This window comes from Pseudomonas putida, from assembly GCA_041071465.1.
In the GTDB taxonomy this organism is placed as follows: Bacteria; Pseudomonadota; Gammaproteobacteria; order Pseudomonadales; family Pseudomonadaceae; genus Aquipseudomonas; species Aquipseudomonas putida_P.
The window spans coordinates 1,066,745-1,082,109 of the sequence record CP163498.1; the positions used below are offsets into that span (position 1 = coordinate 1,066,745).

At 62.7% G+C, this 15,365-nt stretch carries 12 protein-coding genes and 1 pseudogene; 4 read left to right on the forward strand and 9 right to left on the reverse strand.

Features of this window, described 5'->3' with window-relative positions:
* Window positions 1–15: 15 nt before the first annotated feature.
* Complete coding sequence (locus AB5975_04935; GenBank protein ID XDR21250.1) at window positions 16–501, reverse strand: YajQ family cyclic di-GMP-binding protein; 486 nt, start codon at window positions 499–501, stop codon at window positions 16–18.
* A 100-nt stretch (window positions 502–601) separates the two neighbouring features.
* Here AB5975_04935 and AB5975_04940 point away from each other — a divergent pair, with 100 nt between their 5' ends.
* The 3 genes from AB5975_04940 to AB5975_04950 are packed head-to-tail and all read left to right on the forward strand — an operon-like array spanning window position 602 to window position 4,149.
* Entirely contained in the window at window positions 602–1,519 is a 918-nt protein-coding gene (locus AB5975_04940; GenBank protein XDR21251.1) for a putative 2-dehydropantoate 2-reductase, read from the forward strand.
* Between the two features lie 37 nt (window positions 1,520–1,556).
* Window positions 1,557–3,581, forward strand: coding sequence for an ATP-binding protein (locus AB5975_04945; GenBank protein ID XDR21252.1), 2,025 nt, complete (start codon window positions 1,557–1,559; stop codon window positions 3,579–3,581).
* 1 nt (window position 3,582) lies between these two features.
* Window positions 3,583–4,149, forward strand: coding sequence for a cob(I)yrinic acid a,c-diamide adenosyltransferase (locus AB5975_04950; protein ID XDR21253.1), 567 nt, complete (start codon window positions 3,583–3,585; stop codon window positions 4,147–4,149).
* Between the two features lie 130 nt (window positions 4,150–4,279).
* On the opposite strand, the gene AB5975_04955 is transcribed toward AB5975_04950, so the two are convergent.
* The 4 genes from AB5975_04955 to secA form a co-directional block, all read right to left on the reverse strand.
* Window positions 4,280–5,224: a Nudix family hydrolase gene (locus tag AB5975_04955; GenBank protein XDR21254.1), complete on the reverse strand. Its 945-nt coding sequence runs from the start codon at window positions 5,222–5,224 to the stop codon at window positions 4,280–4,282.
* Window positions 5,221–5,853, reverse strand: a complete 633-nt coding sequence (locus AB5975_04960) for a glutathione S-transferase family protein (protein ID XDR21255.1) — start codon at window positions 5,851–5,853, stop codon at window positions 5,221–5,223. Before AB5975_04960 ends, AB5975_04955 begins: the two co-directional genes overlap by 4 nt.
* A 129-nt stretch (window positions 5,854–5,982) precedes the next feature.
* Window positions 5,983–7,200, reverse strand: coding sequence for a bifunctional glutamate N-acetyltransferase/amino-acid acetyltransferase ArgJ (gene argJ / locus AB5975_04965; GenBank protein ID XDR21256.1), 1,218 nt, complete (start codon window positions 7,198–7,200; stop codon window positions 5,983–5,985).
* Window positions 7,201–7,394: 194 nt separating this feature from the next.
* Entirely contained in the window at window positions 7,395–10,130 is a 2,736-nt protein-coding gene (secA, locus tag AB5975_04970; GenBank protein ID XDR21257.1) for a preprotein translocase subunit SecA, read from the reverse strand.
* A gap of 301 nt (window positions 10,131–10,431) precedes the next feature.
* On the opposite strand from secA, the gene AB5975_04975 reads away from it, so the two are divergent.
* Window positions 10,432–10,887 carry a DUF721 domain-containing protein gene (locus AB5975_04975; protein XDR21258.1) on the forward strand — a complete coding sequence of 152 codons (456 nt, stop codon included), beginning with the start codon at window positions 10,432–10,434 and terminating at the stop codon, window positions 10,885–10,887.
* Between the two features lie 53 nt (window positions 10,888–10,940).
* Here the strand turns inward: AB5975_04975 and lpxC are convergent, their stop codons facing one another.
* The 4 genes and pseudogenes from lpxC to AB5975_04995 all read right to left on the reverse strand — a co-directional run bounded on the left by lpxC (window position 10,941) and on the right by AB5975_04995 (window position 15,362).
* Window positions 10,941–11,852, reverse strand: coding sequence for a UDP-3-O-acyl-N-acetylglucosamine deacetylase (gene lpxC / locus AB5975_04980; GenBank protein XDR21259.1), 912 nt, complete (start codon window positions 11,850–11,852; stop codon window positions 10,941–10,943).
* A 112-nt stretch (window positions 11,853–11,964) separates the two neighbouring features.
* Window positions 11,965–13,161 carry a cell division protein FtsZ gene (gene ftsZ, locus AB5975_04985; GenBank protein ID XDR21260.1) on the reverse strand — a complete coding sequence of 399 codons (1,197 nt, stop codon included), beginning with the start codon at window positions 13,159–13,161 and terminating at the stop codon, window positions 11,965–11,967.
* 55 nt (window positions 13,162–13,216) lie between these two features.
* Window positions 13,217–14,478, reverse strand: a pseudogene (gene ftsA / locus AB5975_04990) (cell division protein FtsA).
* 14 nt (window positions 14,479–14,492) lie between these two features.
* The gene (locus AB5975_04995) at window positions 14,493–15,362 is read right to left on the reverse strand and encodes a cell division protein FtsQ/DivIB (protein XDR21261.1); all 870 of its coding nucleotides are present in this window, start codon (window positions 15,360–15,362) and stop codon (window positions 14,493–14,495) included.
* Window positions 15,363–15,365 lie beyond the last annotated feature (3 nt).

Here is a 15,365-nt window from a genome sequence, read left to right on the forward strand (position 1 = left end):
CGGGCGGCGCCTGCATCAGTCGCGGAAGTTGTTGAACTGCAGCGGCATGTCAAATTCCTTGGTGCGCAGCAGGGCAATGGCTTCCTGCAGGTCGTCGCGCTTCTTGCCGGTTACGCGCACCTGCTCGCCCTGGATGGCGGCCTGTACTTTCAGCTTGCCATCCTTGATGGTGGCAACGATCTTTTTCGCCAGGTCCTTGTCGATGCCCTCGCGGAACTTGGCTTCCTGTTTCTTTTCCTTGCCGGAAGGGTACGGGTCCTTGGTTTCCAGGCATTTCACGTCGATCTTGCGTTTGACCAGTGCCAAGCGCAGGATTTCCAGCATCGCTTCGAGCTGGAACTCTTCCTCGGCGGTAAGCATCACGGTCTGATCTTTGTCCTTGAACTCGAAGGAGCCCTTGCCCTTCAGGTCGTAACGGCGATCAAGCTCCTTGATGGCGTTATCAACGGCGTTCTGCACTTCGTGCTTGTCCAGTTCCGATACCACGTCGAACGAAGGCATGGTTGTTCTCCCAAAATAAAAGCGCGCTCAGGCTGAAGATGGAGCGCGCTGGGTTTGACGGTTAAAATGCGGGCTCATTATAACGGGTTGCGAAACGCATATGAGCAGCACCTGGCATATTCTCGGCGCCGGCAGCCTGGGCAGCCTGTGGGCCTGCCGCCTGGCACGCGCGGGCAAGGCAGTGCGCCTGATCCTGCGCGACGGGCAACGGCTGCAGGCTTATCAGCAGGCCGGCGGCCTGACCCTGGTCGAACAGGAGCAACCCCAGCACTACGCCATCCCTGCCGAAACCGCGCAGGCGCAAGGCCCGATCCACCGCCTGCTGGTAGCCTGCAAGGCCTATGATGCGGCGCTGGCGATCGCCGGTGTAGCACCGCGGCTTGCCGAGGGCGCCGAGGTACTGCTGTTGCAAAATGGCCTTGGCAGCCAGGATGAGGTCGCCGACCTGGTGCCACGCGCGCGCTGCATCTTCGTCTCCAGCACCGAGGGGGCCTTTCGCGAAGGGGACTGGCAGGTGCGTTTTGCCGGCCATGGCTTCAACTGGCTGGGCGACCCACGCAACCCCACGATCCCTGCCTGGTTCGATGACCTGCACGAAGCAGGCATTCCCGCTGAGTGGACGGTGGACATTCTCACCCGCTTGTGGCGCAAGCTGGCGCTCAATTGCGCCATCAACCCGCTGACTGTGCTGCACGACTGCCAGAACGGCGGGCTGCTGGGGCACTTGGCTGAAGTGCAGGCTCTGTGCGTCGAGCTGGCCCAGTTGCTACGCCGCTGTGGTCAGCCGAAAGCAGCCGATGAGCTGGACGAAGAAGTGCAGCGGGTTATCCTCGCCACCGCAGCCAACTACTCTTCGATGTACCAGGACGTGCGCGCGGGCCGGCGCACCGAGCTGCACTACCTGCTCGGCCATGCCTGCCGGGCCGCAGGCCGGCATGGCCTGCAGCTGCCGCAGCTGGAACACCTGCTGCAGCGCCTGGTCGAAAACCTGCGCACGCGTGGCTTGCCCTGCGACTGACGCGGCCCTCCAACCGGATACGGACATTGCCTAGCCCATGACCTTGCGCCAACGCCTGGAAAACCTGCCGGTCGGGCAGAAGCTGCTGGCGGCCCTGCTGGTATTGCTGGTAACCATCCTGCTGGTGGCCAACCTTACCTTCATCAGCGCCGCCTACTGGATCACCCAGGAAAGCATGGCACCGCAGGCTCTGCAGACCATAGGCCGGCTGGTAGCCAACCCGCAGCTTGCGGCCCGCGCCGGCGATACCCCCGACACCGCCAGCGCCCTGCTCAAGGAGCTGGACAGCTACACACCGCTGCGCGCTGCCGCTGTCTACGGGGGTGATGGTCGCCTGCTTGCACAACTGCAGCATGGCGAGCCGCTGGCCCTGCCCAAGCGTTTTCGCAACATCGACGGCTGGCGCCTGATGGAATTTCGAAGCACTCAGCTGATCCGCATTCCGCGCGATGCCAACCCACCGGCGCACCTGCTGCTGGTGGCCAGCAGCGAACTGCCCACGGCCTTCTACACCGGCACCCTCAGCGCCAGCCTGGGCATTCTGGTGTTCAGTATCCTGCTGTGGATCGTCATCGCCCGGCAGATCAAACGCCTGATCACCCAGCCGATCAACCAGCTGGAAGAACTCAGCCGCCAGGTCACCCGCGAAGAGAGCTACGCCTTGCGCGCCCGGCGCGGCAACGACGATGAAATCGGCAGCCTGGCCGAGGCTTTCAATACCATGCTGTCGCGCATCGAGGCCCGCGAGCATCAGCTCAAGCGCGCCCGCGACGAATTCCAGGATGCCTACGACCAGGCTCAGGGCCTGGCCGAGGAGACCCGCCACACCAACCGCAAGCTGGAACTGGAAGTGCAGGTGCGCAGCAAGATCGAGAAAAAGCTCACCGGCTTCCAGAACTACCTCAATAGCATCATCGACTCGATGCCCTCGGCACTGATCGCCCTCGACGAACAGCTTTACGTGACCCAGTGGAACCACGAAGCCACGGTGCTTTCCGGCACGCCGCTGGACGAAGCACTGAACCAGCCAGTGTTCATTGCCTTTGAACCGCTCAAGCCGTTCCTGCCACAGCTGAAGGAAACCGTGGAAAAACACCGGGTGGCGAAGATCGAGCGGGTTACCTGGCCCAAAGACGACGACCTGCGCCATTACGCCCTGACCTTCTACCCGCTGACCGGCGGCGGCGGGCGCGGTGTGGTCATCCGTATCGACGACATCACCCAGCGCCTGTCACTGGAAGAAATGATGGTGCAATCGGAGAAAATGCTTTCGGTCGGTGGCCTGGCTGCCGGCATGGCCCACGAAATCAACAACCCGCTGGGCGCCATCCTGCACAACGTGCAAAACATACGCCGACGCCTGTCGACCGACCTGCCGCGCAACCAGGAACAGGCCCAAGAGCTGGGCATCGACCTGGCCACGGTCAACCGCTACCTGGACAGCCGCGAGGTGCCGCAACTGCTCGACGGCATCGCGCAAGCCGGCGCCCGGGCGGCGAAAATCGTAACCCACATGCTCAGCTTCAGCCGACGCAGCAACCGCCAGCTGGTGCCGTGCGAGCTGCCGGCACTGATCGACCAGGCACTGGAAATTGCTGGCAATGACTTCGACCTGGCCATCGGTTTCGACTTCAAGGGCCAGGCAATCGTGCGCCAGTTCGACCCCAACCTGGGGCCAGTACCCTGCACGGCCAACGAGCTGGAACAAGTGCTGCTCAACTTGCTGAAGAACGCCGCCCAGGCCATCCACCAGCGCCCGCAGCCGAGTGAGCCCGGGCGCATCACCCTGCGTACCCGGCTGAACCCGCCATGGGCGGAGATCCAGGTCGAGGACAACGGCGTCGGCATGCCCGAGGCGGTGCGCAAGCGCACCTTCGAGCCGTTCTTCACCACCAAGGAAATCGGCCAGGGCACCGGGCTTGGCCTGTCGGTCTCGTACTTCATCATCACCAATAACCATAAGGGGCAGATGGAAGTGCAGTCCACGCCCGGCCAGGGCACTTGCTTTACCCTGCGCTTGCCCCTCGGCCAGCCGGCGACGCCGGCCAACACGGAGAAGTGACATGGGCTACCGCCTGTCGAAGATCTACACTCGCACCGGCGACAAGGGCGAAACCGGCCTGGGCGACGGACGCCGGGTACCCAAGGACCACCCGCGGATCGAGGCAATTGGCGAGGTGGACAGCCTGAACAGCCAGTTGGGCCTGCTGCTGGCGGGGCTGGACGAGCAAGGGCTGGACGAGCTGAGTGCTGTGCTGGTGCCATGTCAGCACCGCTTGTTCGACCTGGGTGGTGAGCTGGCGATGCCCAGTTACCAGGCGTTGACCCTGGCAGAGGTGGAGCGCCTGGAGGCGGCCATCGATGTGTGGAACGAAGAGCTGGGGCCGTTGAAGAACTTCATCTTGCCCAGTGGTTCGGCGCTGGTGGCACAAGCCCATGTGTGCCGCAGCCTGGCGCGCAGTGCAGAGCGGCGGTGTCAGCAGTTGAATGCCATAGAGCCGCTGCAAGGCGTTGGGTTGGCGTACATCAATCGGCTTTCCGATCTGCTGTTCGTGGCAGCGCGGATCATTGGCAGACGCCAGGGCGTGGCTGAGGTGTTGTGGCAGCCTGCTGAGAAACCGAAAGGCTGAAATTTACGCGATTCCCTGTGGGAGCGGATTTACCCGCGAAGCATCCAACGCGGTGTATGGCACCGGCTGCGCCGGTGTTCGCGGCGGTTCGACGCCTCGATGAACCCGCTCCCACTGGGGCCCAATTGACTCAGATTTCAGGCCAGAACGCGCGGATCCCTGCCACACCCTGTGCCCCGGCATTCCAGGCCTGCTCGCGCTCGCCCGGCCCTACCCCGCCCAACAGGTAAACCGGCTTGCTGAACCCGGCAATCAATCGCTGCGCCTCATCCCACCCCAGCGGCACCGCCTCTGGGTGAGTCTGGGTCGCCTGCACCGGCGACAAGGTGACAAAGTCCACGCCCATCTGCTCAGCCAGCGCCAGTTCCTCGACGCTGTGGCAGGACGCCGCCAGCCAGCGCTCCTTGGGGAACGGCCTGCCTTTGGCGGCGTACTTGCGCAACTGCGCAGCCGTCAGGTGCCAACCCGCCGACGGGAAATCGCCCAGCCATTCCAGCGGCCCCTTGAGCATCAACTGAGCCTTGCCTGCGCACAGCCCGACGGCATCCACCGCTACATCGCGGTACTTGGGGTCGTACATGTCCGGCGCCCGCAACTGAATCAAGCGCGTACCGTTGGCCACCGCCCTCTGGATGCCTTTGAGCATCTGCGGCACTTCCAGGCCATCCGGGGTAATCAGGTACTGGTCCGGCAGGCGTGCGGCTGCAACGATCGGCTTGTTGGCCTCAGGGAATTCGTACTGCGGCAAATCGCGCGGCGCAACCCATTCCAGCGGCTGCCCTTCCGCGCCATGAGGTTCGCCCGTGAACGCTTCGACCTCGCGCACGTCCAGCAGCACCTGTTTGTCCGGGTAGTCATGGCTGACCTTGATCAGCGCACGCGAGCGGGTCACCTCGATGCCCAGCTCCTCGCGCAGCTCACGGGCCAATGCCGCTTCCACGCCTTCCCCCTCCTCCACTTTGCCGCCGGGAAACTCCCACAGGCCGCCCTGGTGCTGGGTATCGGCCCTGCGTGCAATCAGAATGCGGCCGTCAGTACCACGAATGACCGCAGCTACAACATGTATCCGTTTCACCCTTCACGCTCCGCCAGGCCGGCCTGCTGCCATGCCTGGAAGGCTGGCCACTGATAAATGGTTTCGATGTAGGCTGCCGCCTCTGCCGGCACCTCTACGCGGTAGGTGCGCAGGCGCACGGCCACCGGGGCGAAGAAGGCGTCGGCCAGGCTCGGCTTGCCGAACAGGAACGGGCCGCTGTCCTTGGCCACCACGCGGCATTCGGACCACAGCGCGACGATGCGATCGATGTCGACCTGCACCTCAAGCGGTATATCGTCCAGGGCCTGGTCACGCGACAGGTCGAACGGCATGGCGCTGCGCAAGGCGAAGAAACCGCTGTGCATCTGTGCGCAAGCCGAACGGGCCTGGGCACGGGCGGCTACGTCGGCAGGCCACAGTTGGGCTTCGGGGTGCTGTTCGTTGAGGTATTCGGCAATGGCCAGGGAATCGGCGATCACACCCTGCTCACTCTTGAGCAGCGGCACCTTGCCGGTGGAGGAAAAAGCGAGGATGCGCTGACGGGTATCAGGCTGGTTGAGCTTGATCAGGGTTTCTTCGTAGGGCACGCCAGCCAGCTCGAGGGCCAGGGCGCCACGCAGCGACCAGGAGGAATACAGCTTGTCGCCGATGATCAGGTGATAGCTCATGGTTCGGCTCCATTGGTTTGGATGTCTGGGGCTGCTTTGCAGCCCAATCGCGACACAAGGCCGCTCTCACAGGACCTTGTGGGAGCGGCCTTGTGTCGCGATTGGGCCGCAACGCGGCCCCATTTTCGATCAGGTACGGTACTCGGCGTTGATCTTCACGTACTCGTGGGACAGGTCGGTCGTCCAGATGGTTTCGCTGCACTGGCCACGGCCCAGCTCGATACGGATGGTGATCTCCTCCTGGGCCATCACTGCCGAACCCTGCGCTTCGGTGTAGCTTGGGCTGCGGCCGCCTTTGCTGGCGATGCACACACTGTCCAGGTACACGTCGATCAAGCTCACGTCCAGCTCCGGTACGCCGGCACGGCCAACGGCGGCAAGGATACGGCCCCAGTTCGGGTCGGAGGCGAACAGCGCAGTCTTGATCAGCGGCGAATGGGCCACGGCGTAGCCGACGTCCAGGCACTCCTGGTGGTTGCCACCACCGTTGACTTGCACGGTCACGAACTTGGTGGCGCCTTCGCCGTCACGGACAATGGCCTGGGCCACTTCCATGCACACTTCGAACACCGCTTTTTTCAGCGCTTCGAACAGCGCGCCGCTGGCTTCGGTCACTTCCGGCAGGTTGGCCTTGCCGGTGGCGATCAGCATGCAGCAGTCGTTGGTCGAGGTGTCGCCATCGATAGTGATGCGGTTGAACGACTTGTTGGCGCCGTCCAGCATCAGGTCCTTGAGCACCGCAGGGGCAACCTTGGCGTCGGTGGCGATGTAGCCGAGCATGGTGGCCATGTTCGGGCGGATCATGCCTGCACCCTTGCTGATGCCAGTCACGGTAACGGTCACGCCTTCGTGCTGGAACTGGCGGCTGGCGCCCTTGGGCAGGGTGTCGGTGGTCATGATGCCGGTGGCGGCTTCAGCCCAGTGGTTTTCCGACAGGTTGTCGAGGGCGGCCTGCAGTGCTCCCTCGATCTTCTCGACCGGCAGTGGTTCGCCGATCACGCCGGTGGAAAACGGCAATACCGATTCAGCTGGCACACCCGCCAGCTCGGCCAGCTTGGCGCAGGTACGTTCGGCTGCGGCCAGGCCTGGCGCGCCGGTACCGGCATTGGCGTTACCGGTGTTGGTCAGCAGGTAGCGCACGGTGCCCTGAACGCGCTGCTTGGACAGGATCACCGGCGCCGCGCAGAAGGCGTTGAGGGTGAACACGCCAGCCACGCTGGAGCCTTCGGCACAGCGCATGACCACCACATCCTTGCGCCCTGGGCGCTTGATGCCGGCAGAAGCGATGCCGAGTTCAAAACCCGGAACCGGGTGCAGGGTGGGCAAAGGACCAAGACCAACAGCCATTAGAGCGCTCCTAGAAAAACGGTGAAATGATGATGGAAGAACGGGGCCGCTTCGCGCCCCATTCGCGGCACAAGGCCGCTCCCACAAGGGCATCGCAGCCTAGAATGCGGCGCGGTCCTTGTGGGAGCGGCCTTGTGCCGCGAATGGGCCGCGCGGCGGCCCCGGATTTGTCACGTTACTGCGAGTGGATCAGATCACTCGATCTGCCCGTGGCAATGCTTGAACTTCTTGCCCGAACCACACCAGCACGGTTCGTTGCGGCCCAACTTCTGGTCGTTACGTACTGGCGCCGCGGCTACCGCCACTTCGGCACCCTCCTCGCTCAGTTGCTCGCTTTCCAGGCCCGGTGCGGCGGCGTGCTGGAACTGCATGCGGCTGGCCAGTTCTTCGGCCTCGCGACGCAGGCGGGCTTCTTCTTCGATAGGGTCTTCGCGGCGAACCTGTACGTGCGACAGCACGCGGATGGTGTCGCGCTTGATCGACTCCAGCAGCTCCTGGAACAGGCTGAACGACTCGCGCTTGTACTCCTGCTTCGGGTTCTTCTGCGCATAGCCGCGCAGGTGAATACCGTGACGCAGGTGGTCCATGGTCGACAGGTGGTCTTTCCACAGGTCGTCCAGCACGCGCAGCAGGATCTGTTTCTCGAAGGTACGCAGGGCTTCGATACCGGCCTGGTCTTCCTTCTCGGTGTAGGCGGTAGTGATTTCGTTAAGCAGCTTCTCGCGCAGGGTCTCTTCGTAGAGGTGATCATCCTCGTCGAGCCACTGCTGAATCGGCAGCTTCATGGCGAAATCGCTGGCCAGCGAAGCTTCCAGGCCGGCCACGTCCCACTGCTCGGGCAGCGACTGCGGCGGAATGTGCTGGCTGATGGTAGCGTCCAGAACTTCCTGGCGGAATTCGACGATGGTGTCGCCGATGTTCTCGGCGGCCAACAGGCTGTTGCGCATGTGGTAGATCACCTTGCGCTGCTCGTTGGCCACGTCGTCGTATTCGAGCAGTTGCTTACGGATGTCGAAGTTGCGGCCCTCGACCTTGCGCTGGGCCTTCTCGATGGCGTTGGTGACCATGCGGTGCTCGATGGCCTCGCCCGACTGCATGCCCAGTGCCTTCATGAAGTTCTTCACCCGGTCAGAGGCGAAGATGCGCATCAGGCTGTCTTCCAGCGACAGGTAGAAGCGGCTGGAGCCTGGGTCGCCCTGACGGCCGGAACGGCCACGCAGCTGGTTGTCGATACGACGCGATTCGTGACGTTCGGAGGCGATTACGTGCAGGCCACCGGCCTCGATCACCTGCTGGTGACGCTTCTGCCAGTCGGCCTTGATCTGGGCGATCTGTTCGGCGCTCGGGTTTTCCAGGGCGGCCACTTCGGCTTCCCAGTTACCGCCCAACAGGATGTCGGTACCACGGCCAGCCATGTTGGTGGCGATGGTCAGGGCACCCGGAGCACCCGCTTGCGCGATGATCTCGGCTTCCTTTTCGTGGTACTTGGCGTTCAGTACCTTGTGGTCGATGCCTTCCTTCTTGAGCAGGTTCGACATGTGCTCGGAAGTTTCGATGGTCGCGGTACCCACCAGGATCGGCCGCCCCTTGGTCATGCTTTCCTTGATGTCGGCAATGATCGCGGCGTATTTCTCGTCGGCGGTCAGGTACACCAGGTCGTTGAAGTCCTTGCGCGCCAGCGGCTTGTTCGGCGGAATGACCATCACGTTGAGGGCGTAGATCGACTGGAACTCGAACGCTTCGGTGTCGGCGGTACCGGTCATGCCGGACAGCTTGGTGTACAGGCGGAAGTAGTTCTGGAAGGTGGTCGAAGCCAGGGTCTGGCTCTCGGCCTGGATGTTCAGGTTTTCTTTCGCCTCGATGGCCTGGTGCAGGCCCTCGGACAGACGACGGCCCGGCATGGTACGGCCGGTGTGCTCGTCGATCAGCAGGACCTGGCCGTCCTGGACGATGTACTCGACGTTGCGGTGGAACAGTTTGTGCGCGCGCAGGCCAGCGTAAACGTGGGTCAACAGGCCCAAGTTATGGGCGGAGTACAGGCTCTCGCCTTCGGCCAGCAGGCCCGCTTGGGTCAGCATCTCTTCGATGAACTGGTGACCGGCCTCGTTCAGCTCGACCTGACGGCTCTTCTCGTCGATGGTGAAGTGGCCTTCCTGGGTGACCTGGCCTTCGACCTCTTCGATGTGCTGGGTCAGGCGCGGGATCAGGCGGTTGATTTCGATGTACAGCTTGGAGCTGTCTTCAGCCTGGCCGGAAATGATCAGCGGGGTACGCGCTTCGTCGATGAGGATCGAGTCGACTTCGTCGATCACGGCGAAGTTCAGTTCACGCTGGAACTTCTCCTCCTGGCTGAACGCCATGTTGTCGCGCAGGTAGTCGAAACCGAATTCGTTGTTGGTGCCGTAGGTGATGTCGGACGCATAAGCGGCGCGCTTTTCTTCCGGCGGCTGGAAGGCCGAGACGATACCGACCGACAGGCCGAGGAACTCGTACAGCGGGCGCATCCAGTTGGCGTCACGGCGGGCCAGGTAGTCGTTGACGGTGACCACGTGCACGCCCTTGCCGGACAATGCGTTGAGGTACACGGCCAGGGTACCGACCAAGGTCTTGCCTTCACCGGTGCGCATTTCTGCGATCATACCCTCGTGCAGGGTCATACCACCGATCAGCTGCACGTCGAAGTGGCGCATGCCCATTACGCGCTTGCCGGCCTCACGGGCCACGGCGAAGGCTTCGGGCAGCAATTGGTCCAGTGTCTCGCCTTTGGCCAGGCGCTCCTTGAACTCTGCGGTCTTGCCCCGCAGCTGCTCGTCGGAGAGGGCCACCATCTTCTCTTCGAAGGCATTGACGATACTCACCGTCTTGAGCATGCGTTTGACTTCACGCTCGTTCTTGCTTCCAAAAAGTTTTTTTAACAAAGGCGCAAACATATCGGCAGGATCTTCCACACGTAGGGATGGAGGGCGGCCCCATGAGTCGCCCGTGCAGCCCTAAGGCCGCATGCGAACGAGCATTCTACCCGGAAACGATGGTGAGGAAAGTGGTGGATTTCCACGATGCTATTACAGCGTTTTGGCGGGGGCTTGTTTTAGATAGGGGCATTTTCCCTGAGTTCAAGGCCCGTGTTCATGAAACGTATCGAGAATGACTCGTATCTTGCATTGCCCGCGAACGGCCGCCACAGGCTATAGAGGTGTTAAACTGCCGCTCTTGCCATCTCATGCGTACCCCATGGCCTACAAACCCTCCCCCGCCCAGCCGCCCTCCGCCCTGCTGCGCCAGGTGCGCCCACTGCGCCTGCTGCTGAACCAGGCCGAGCGCCTGGAGCACCTGCAGCGCCTGCTGGAAAGCCAACTGCAACCGGCGGCCCGCGAGCACTGTCACGTGGCGTCGTGGCGTGATGGCACCTTGTTGCTGGTGGTGACCGACGGCCATTGGGCAACCCGCCTGCGCTACCAGCAGAAGCGTTTGCTGGCGGCATTGCAGGCCATGGAAGCCTTCGGCAACCTCAGGCGCATCCTGTTCAAGGTGCAGCCGCCGCTGGTGCCGGCCAAGCGTGGTGGGCACGCCGCAGAGCTGTCGAACAGCGCGGCCGAGAGCCTGCGCGATACCGCCGAGGGCATCACCGACCCCAAGCTGCGCGCAGCGCTGGAACGGCTGGCAGCCCACGCTCAGCACAAGCCATAAAAAAGGCCACCCGAAGGTGGCCTTGATTACAACACTAGAGAGAGTGTTCGAACTTACACGGCCGCAACAGGGCGCATGTACGAGATCGGTGCCGTACTGGCATCTTCGAAAGTGACCACTTCCCAGGCATCGGTTTCAGCAATCAGCTTGCGCAGCAACTGGTTGTTCAGCGCGTGGCCGGACTTGTAGCCCTTGAACTCGCCAATCAAGCTGTTGCCCAGCAGGTACAGGTCGCCGATGGCGTCGAGGATCTTGTGCTTGACGAATTCGTCTTCGTAACGAAGGCCGTCTTCGTTGAGCACGCCGTCCTCATCGACCACGATGGCGTTCTCGACACTGCCACCCAACGCAAGGTTGTGCTTGCGCAGGTACTCGATATCACGCATGAAGCCGAAGGTACGCGCGCGGCTGACTTCCTTCACGAACGAGGTGCTGGAAAAGTCGACGCTGGCGCTTTGGGTCCGGTTGCGAAGCACCGGGTGATCGAAGTCGATCTCGAAGCTCACCTTGAACCCTTCGAAAGGCAGGAATGTGGCGCGCTTGTCGCCCTCTTCCACAGTTACCTCACGCAGGATGCGGATGAACTTCTTGGCTGCGTCCTGTTCTTCCAGGCCGGCAGACTGAATCAGAAATACAAAGGGTCCGGCGCTGCCATCCATGATCGGCACTTCCGAGGCGGAGAGCTCGACGTAGGCGTTATCGATGCCCAGGCCCGCCATGGCGGAGAGCAGGTGCTCGACCGTATCGACCTTGACGTCACCGTTGACCAGCGTCGTCGACATGGTTGTCTCGCCGACGTTGGCCGCACGCGCAGGGATCTCGACCACAGGGTCGAGGTCGGCGCGGCGGAAGACGATGCCGGTGTCAACAGGTGCAGGCTTGAGGGTCAGGTAAACCTTCTCCCCGGAGTGCAGACCGACACCTGTGGCACGGATGGTATTCTTCAGGGTGCGTTGTTTAATCATGGCATTGGCCGCTTCAGCGCAAATTGCGAACAGGTATCAACAAAGGCTGGGGATGATAACAGACCCAACCTTTGATGAATACCAATCACCTTTATACCCCTGATAAATTCCATTAATCAGCCTGACGACGCAGGAAAGCCGGGATATCGAGGTAGTCCAGGTCATCCTGAGGGTTCAGTTTAGCGGCTGCGGCAGCACCTGCATGGGCCTGGTTGCGCATTACGGTCGGGCGCTCCAGGTCACGGTAGTTGACCGCTGGCTGCTCCTGGCGGGCCGGCGCAGGGTTGGACGCTTCGTACGCCTGCTGGGCGGTCTGCAGGGTGTTGTCGACTACCTTCACAGGCTTCTCGATGCGCGCGCCCAGGCCAGTGGCCACGACCGTCACGTGCAGTTCGTCGCGCATGTCCGGGTCGATCACGGTGCCGACCTTGACCATCGCGTGGTCAGAGGCGAAGGCTTCGATGATGCTACCCACGTCGGAGTACTCACCCAGCGACAGGTCCGGGCCTGCGGTGATGTTCACCAGGATGCCGCGCGCGCCCTGCAGGTTGACGTCTTCCAGCAGCGGGTTGCGGATCGCGGCTTCGGTGGCTTCACGCGCACGGTTCGGGCCGCTGGCGCAGCCAGTACCCATCATGGCCATGCCCATCTCACCCATTACGGTACGCACGTCGGCAAAGTCGACGTTGATCATGCCAGGGCGCTTGATGATGTCGGAAATACCGCGCACGGCACCGGCCAGTACATCGTCAGCCTTGGCGAAGGCGGACAGCAGGCTGGCATCCTTGCCCAGGATGGTCAGCAGCTTCTCGTTGGGGATGGTGATCAACGAGTCGACGCTTTCAGCCAGCATGCGGATGCCTTCATCGGCGATCTGCATACGTTTGCGACCCTCGAACGGGAACGGACGGGTCACCACGGCTACGGTGAGAATGCCCATTTCCTTGGCCACTTCGGCAATGATCGGCGCTGCACCGGTACCGGTACCGCCGCCCATGCCAGTGGTGATGAACACCATGTTGGTGCCTTGCAGCACTTCAGCGATGCGCTCACGGTCTTCCAGCGCGGCCTGACGGCCGACTTCCGGATTGGCACCAGCACCCAGGCCCTTGGTCACGCCAGTGCCCAATTGCAGAATGGTGCGCGCACCAATGTTTTTCAGCGCCTGGGCATCGGTGTTGGCGCAGATGAATTCCACGCCTTCGATGCTGCTCTTGACCATGTGATTGACGGCGTTGCCGCCACCACCACCAACGCCGATCACCTTGATGACCGGGCTTTGCGGGACGTTGTCTACGAGCTCGAACATTTTCCCTCTCCTTACAGTTCTCTAGTTGTTGCGCCTACCACTACTGCTTTGAAACTTAGAAGTTGCCCTGGACCCATTTCTTGAAGCGCTCAAGCACTGGGGCCTTCGGTTCATCGCCATAGCTGTTGTTGCTGCTGTTGCTGTTACCGGTCAGGACCAGGTCCTCGGACTGCTTCAGCAGGCCATAGGTGAGCAAGCCCACGCCGGTGGAATAGATCGGGTTGCGCACCACGTCGCTCAGCCCCCGAACGCTGTGCGGTACGCCCAGGCGTACCGGCATATGGAAGATTTCCTCGGCCAGTTCCACGGCGCCTTCCATCTTCGCGGTGCCGCCGGTGAGCACGATGCCGGCCGGCACCAGGTCCTCGTAGCCGCTGCGGCGCAGTTCGGCCTGGATCAGGGTGAAGAGCTCGTCGTAACGTGGCTCCACCACCTCGGCCAGGGCCTGGCGCGACAGCTCACGCGGTGGGCGGTCGCCCACACTCGGCACCTTGATGGTCTCGCCGGCGCCGGCCAGTTTGGCCAGGGCGCAGGCGTAGCGGATCTTGATTTCTTCGGCGTACTGGGTAGGGGTACGCAGGGCCATGGCGATGTCGTTGGTCACCTGGTCGCCGGCAATCGGGATGACTGCGGTGTGGCGGATGGCACCCTCGGTGAAGATGGCGATGTCGGTGGTGCCGCCACCGATGTCCACCAGGCACACGCCCAGCTCTTTTCATCATCGGTCAGTACCGAATAGGCCGAAGCCAGCTGCTCGAGGATGATGTCGTCGATTTCCAGACCACAGCGGCGTACGCACTTCTCGATGTTCTGCGCCGCGTTGACCGCGCAGGTGACCACGTGAACCTTGGCTTCCAGGCGTACGCCCGACATGCCCAGCGGCTCGCGCACGCCTTCCTGGTTGTCGATCACGTAATCCTGCGGCAGGGTGTGCAGCACGCGCTGGTCGGCCGGAATCGCCACGGCCTGAGCGGCGTCGAGTACGCGCTCCAGGTCGGCCACGCTGACCTCGCGGTCGCGGATGGCGACGATACCGTGGGAGTTCAGGCTGCGGATGTGATTGCCAGCCACGCCGACGAACGCCGAGTGAATGCGGCAGCCGGCCATCAGCTGTGCCTCTTCCACGGCGCGCTGGATCGACTGCACGGTGGACTCGATGTTCACCACCACGCCCTTCTTCAGGCCACGGGACGGATGAGTGCCGATCCCGACGATTTCCAGGGTGCCGTCTTCGCCCACTTCGCCCACCAGCGCCACCACCTTGGAGGTGCCAATGTCCAGCCCGACGATCATTTTGCCGCTATGCGCGTTTGCCATGGTCCTGCCTCTCTCTAATTCTTCGCAACGGCGGGTTGGGCCGTCGTCGGTGCAATCGGTTCCCGCCAACCAACGGCAAGTCCGTTGGAATAACGCAGATCAATGCGGGCGATAGTGGTGATCTGGTCTTTGAGTGTCTTGTCGTAAATGGCAATGAAACGGCGCATCTTCTCCACCAGATGGTCGCGCCCCAGCAGCAGCTCGATGCCCGGCCCGGCACTGCTCGCACCGGTGGTCAGGAACCAGCTGCCTCGCTCGCGCAGCTCCAGGCGAGCGATGGAAAAGCCCAGGGGGCGCAGCATCTGGCTCAATACCTGATACTGCTGCATGACTTGTTGCTGCGCACGCTGCGGCCCGGCCAACTGCGGCAGGTGTTCGTAGTTGGCCAGCTCGCGCGGGGTAAAGGCCTGGCCCTGGTTGTTGAGCAAAGCTTCATCACCCCAGCGGGCTACCGGCAGTTGCTCTTCCAGGCGGATCACCACCTCGTCGGGCCACACCCGGCGCACTTCGGCATGGGCGATCCAGGGCATCTGCTCAAGCTCGGCACGCATCGCCGGCAGGTCGACACTGAAGAAGCTTGCCGCCACGTAGGGCGCGATACGCTGCTGCACCGACTGCTGGCTGATGTAGCTGAGGTCACCCTGCACGTCGATCTTGGTGATGGGCCGGTCGGCGTACGGCATCAGCCGAATGGCGCCCTCGTAGGCACCAAAACCGGCCGCCACCAGCAGCACCGGCCACAGCAGGCGCTTGAGGCCGCCCAGGCTTGGCCGTGGCAGGCGCGCCGATACGGGCTCGTCGGCCACCAGCCGGCTGGCACCACGCGGCACCGGCTTGCTACGGCCGGTAACGGGTTGCTGCTGACGTATCATCGCGCCTTGCATGGT

Excerpts from the sequence above, each read along its gene's own strand:
- AB5975_04935 (XDR21250.1), bottom strand. The coding sequence starts at position 501 with ATGCCTTCGTTCGACGTGGTATCGGAACTGGACAAGCACGAAGTGCAG.
- AB5975_04940 (XDR21251.1), top strand. The coding sequence starts at position 602 with ATGAGCAGCACCTGGCATATTCTCGGCGCCGGCAGCCTGGGCAGCCTG.
- AB5975_04945 (XDR21252.1), top strand. The coding sequence starts at position 1,557 with ATGACCTTGCGCCAACGCCTGGAAAACCTGCCGGTCGGGCAGAAGCTG.
- AB5975_04950 (XDR21253.1), top strand. The coding sequence starts at position 3,583 with ATGGGCTACCGCCTGTCGAAGATCTACACTCGCACCGGCGACAAGGGC.
- AB5975_04960 (XDR21255.1), bottom strand. The coding sequence starts at position 5,853 with ATGAGCTATCACCTGATCATCGGCGACAAGCTGTATTCCTCCTGGTCG.
- argJ (XDR21256.1), bottom strand. The coding sequence starts at position 7,200 with ATGGCTGTTGGTCTTGGTCCTTTGCCCACCCTGCACCCGGTTCCGGGT.
- secA (XDR21257.1), bottom strand. The coding sequence starts at position 10,130 with ATGTTTGCGCCTTTGTTAAAAAAACTTTTTGGAAGCAAGAACGAGCGT.
- AB5975_04975 (XDR21258.1), top strand. The coding sequence starts at position 10,432 with ATGGCCTACAAACCCTCCCCCGCCCAGCCGCCCTCCGCCCTGCTGCGC.
- lpxC (XDR21259.1), bottom strand. The coding sequence starts at position 11,852 with ATGATTAAACAACGCACCCTGAAGAATACCATCCGTGCCACAGGTGTC.
- ftsZ (XDR21260.1), bottom strand. The coding sequence starts at position 13,161 with ATGTTCGAGCTCGTAGACAACGTCCCGCAAAGCCCGGTCATCAAGGTG.
- AB5975_04995 (XDR21261.1), bottom strand. The coding sequence starts at position 15,362 with ATGCAAGGCGCGATGATACGTCAGCAGCAACCCGTTACCGGCCGTAGC.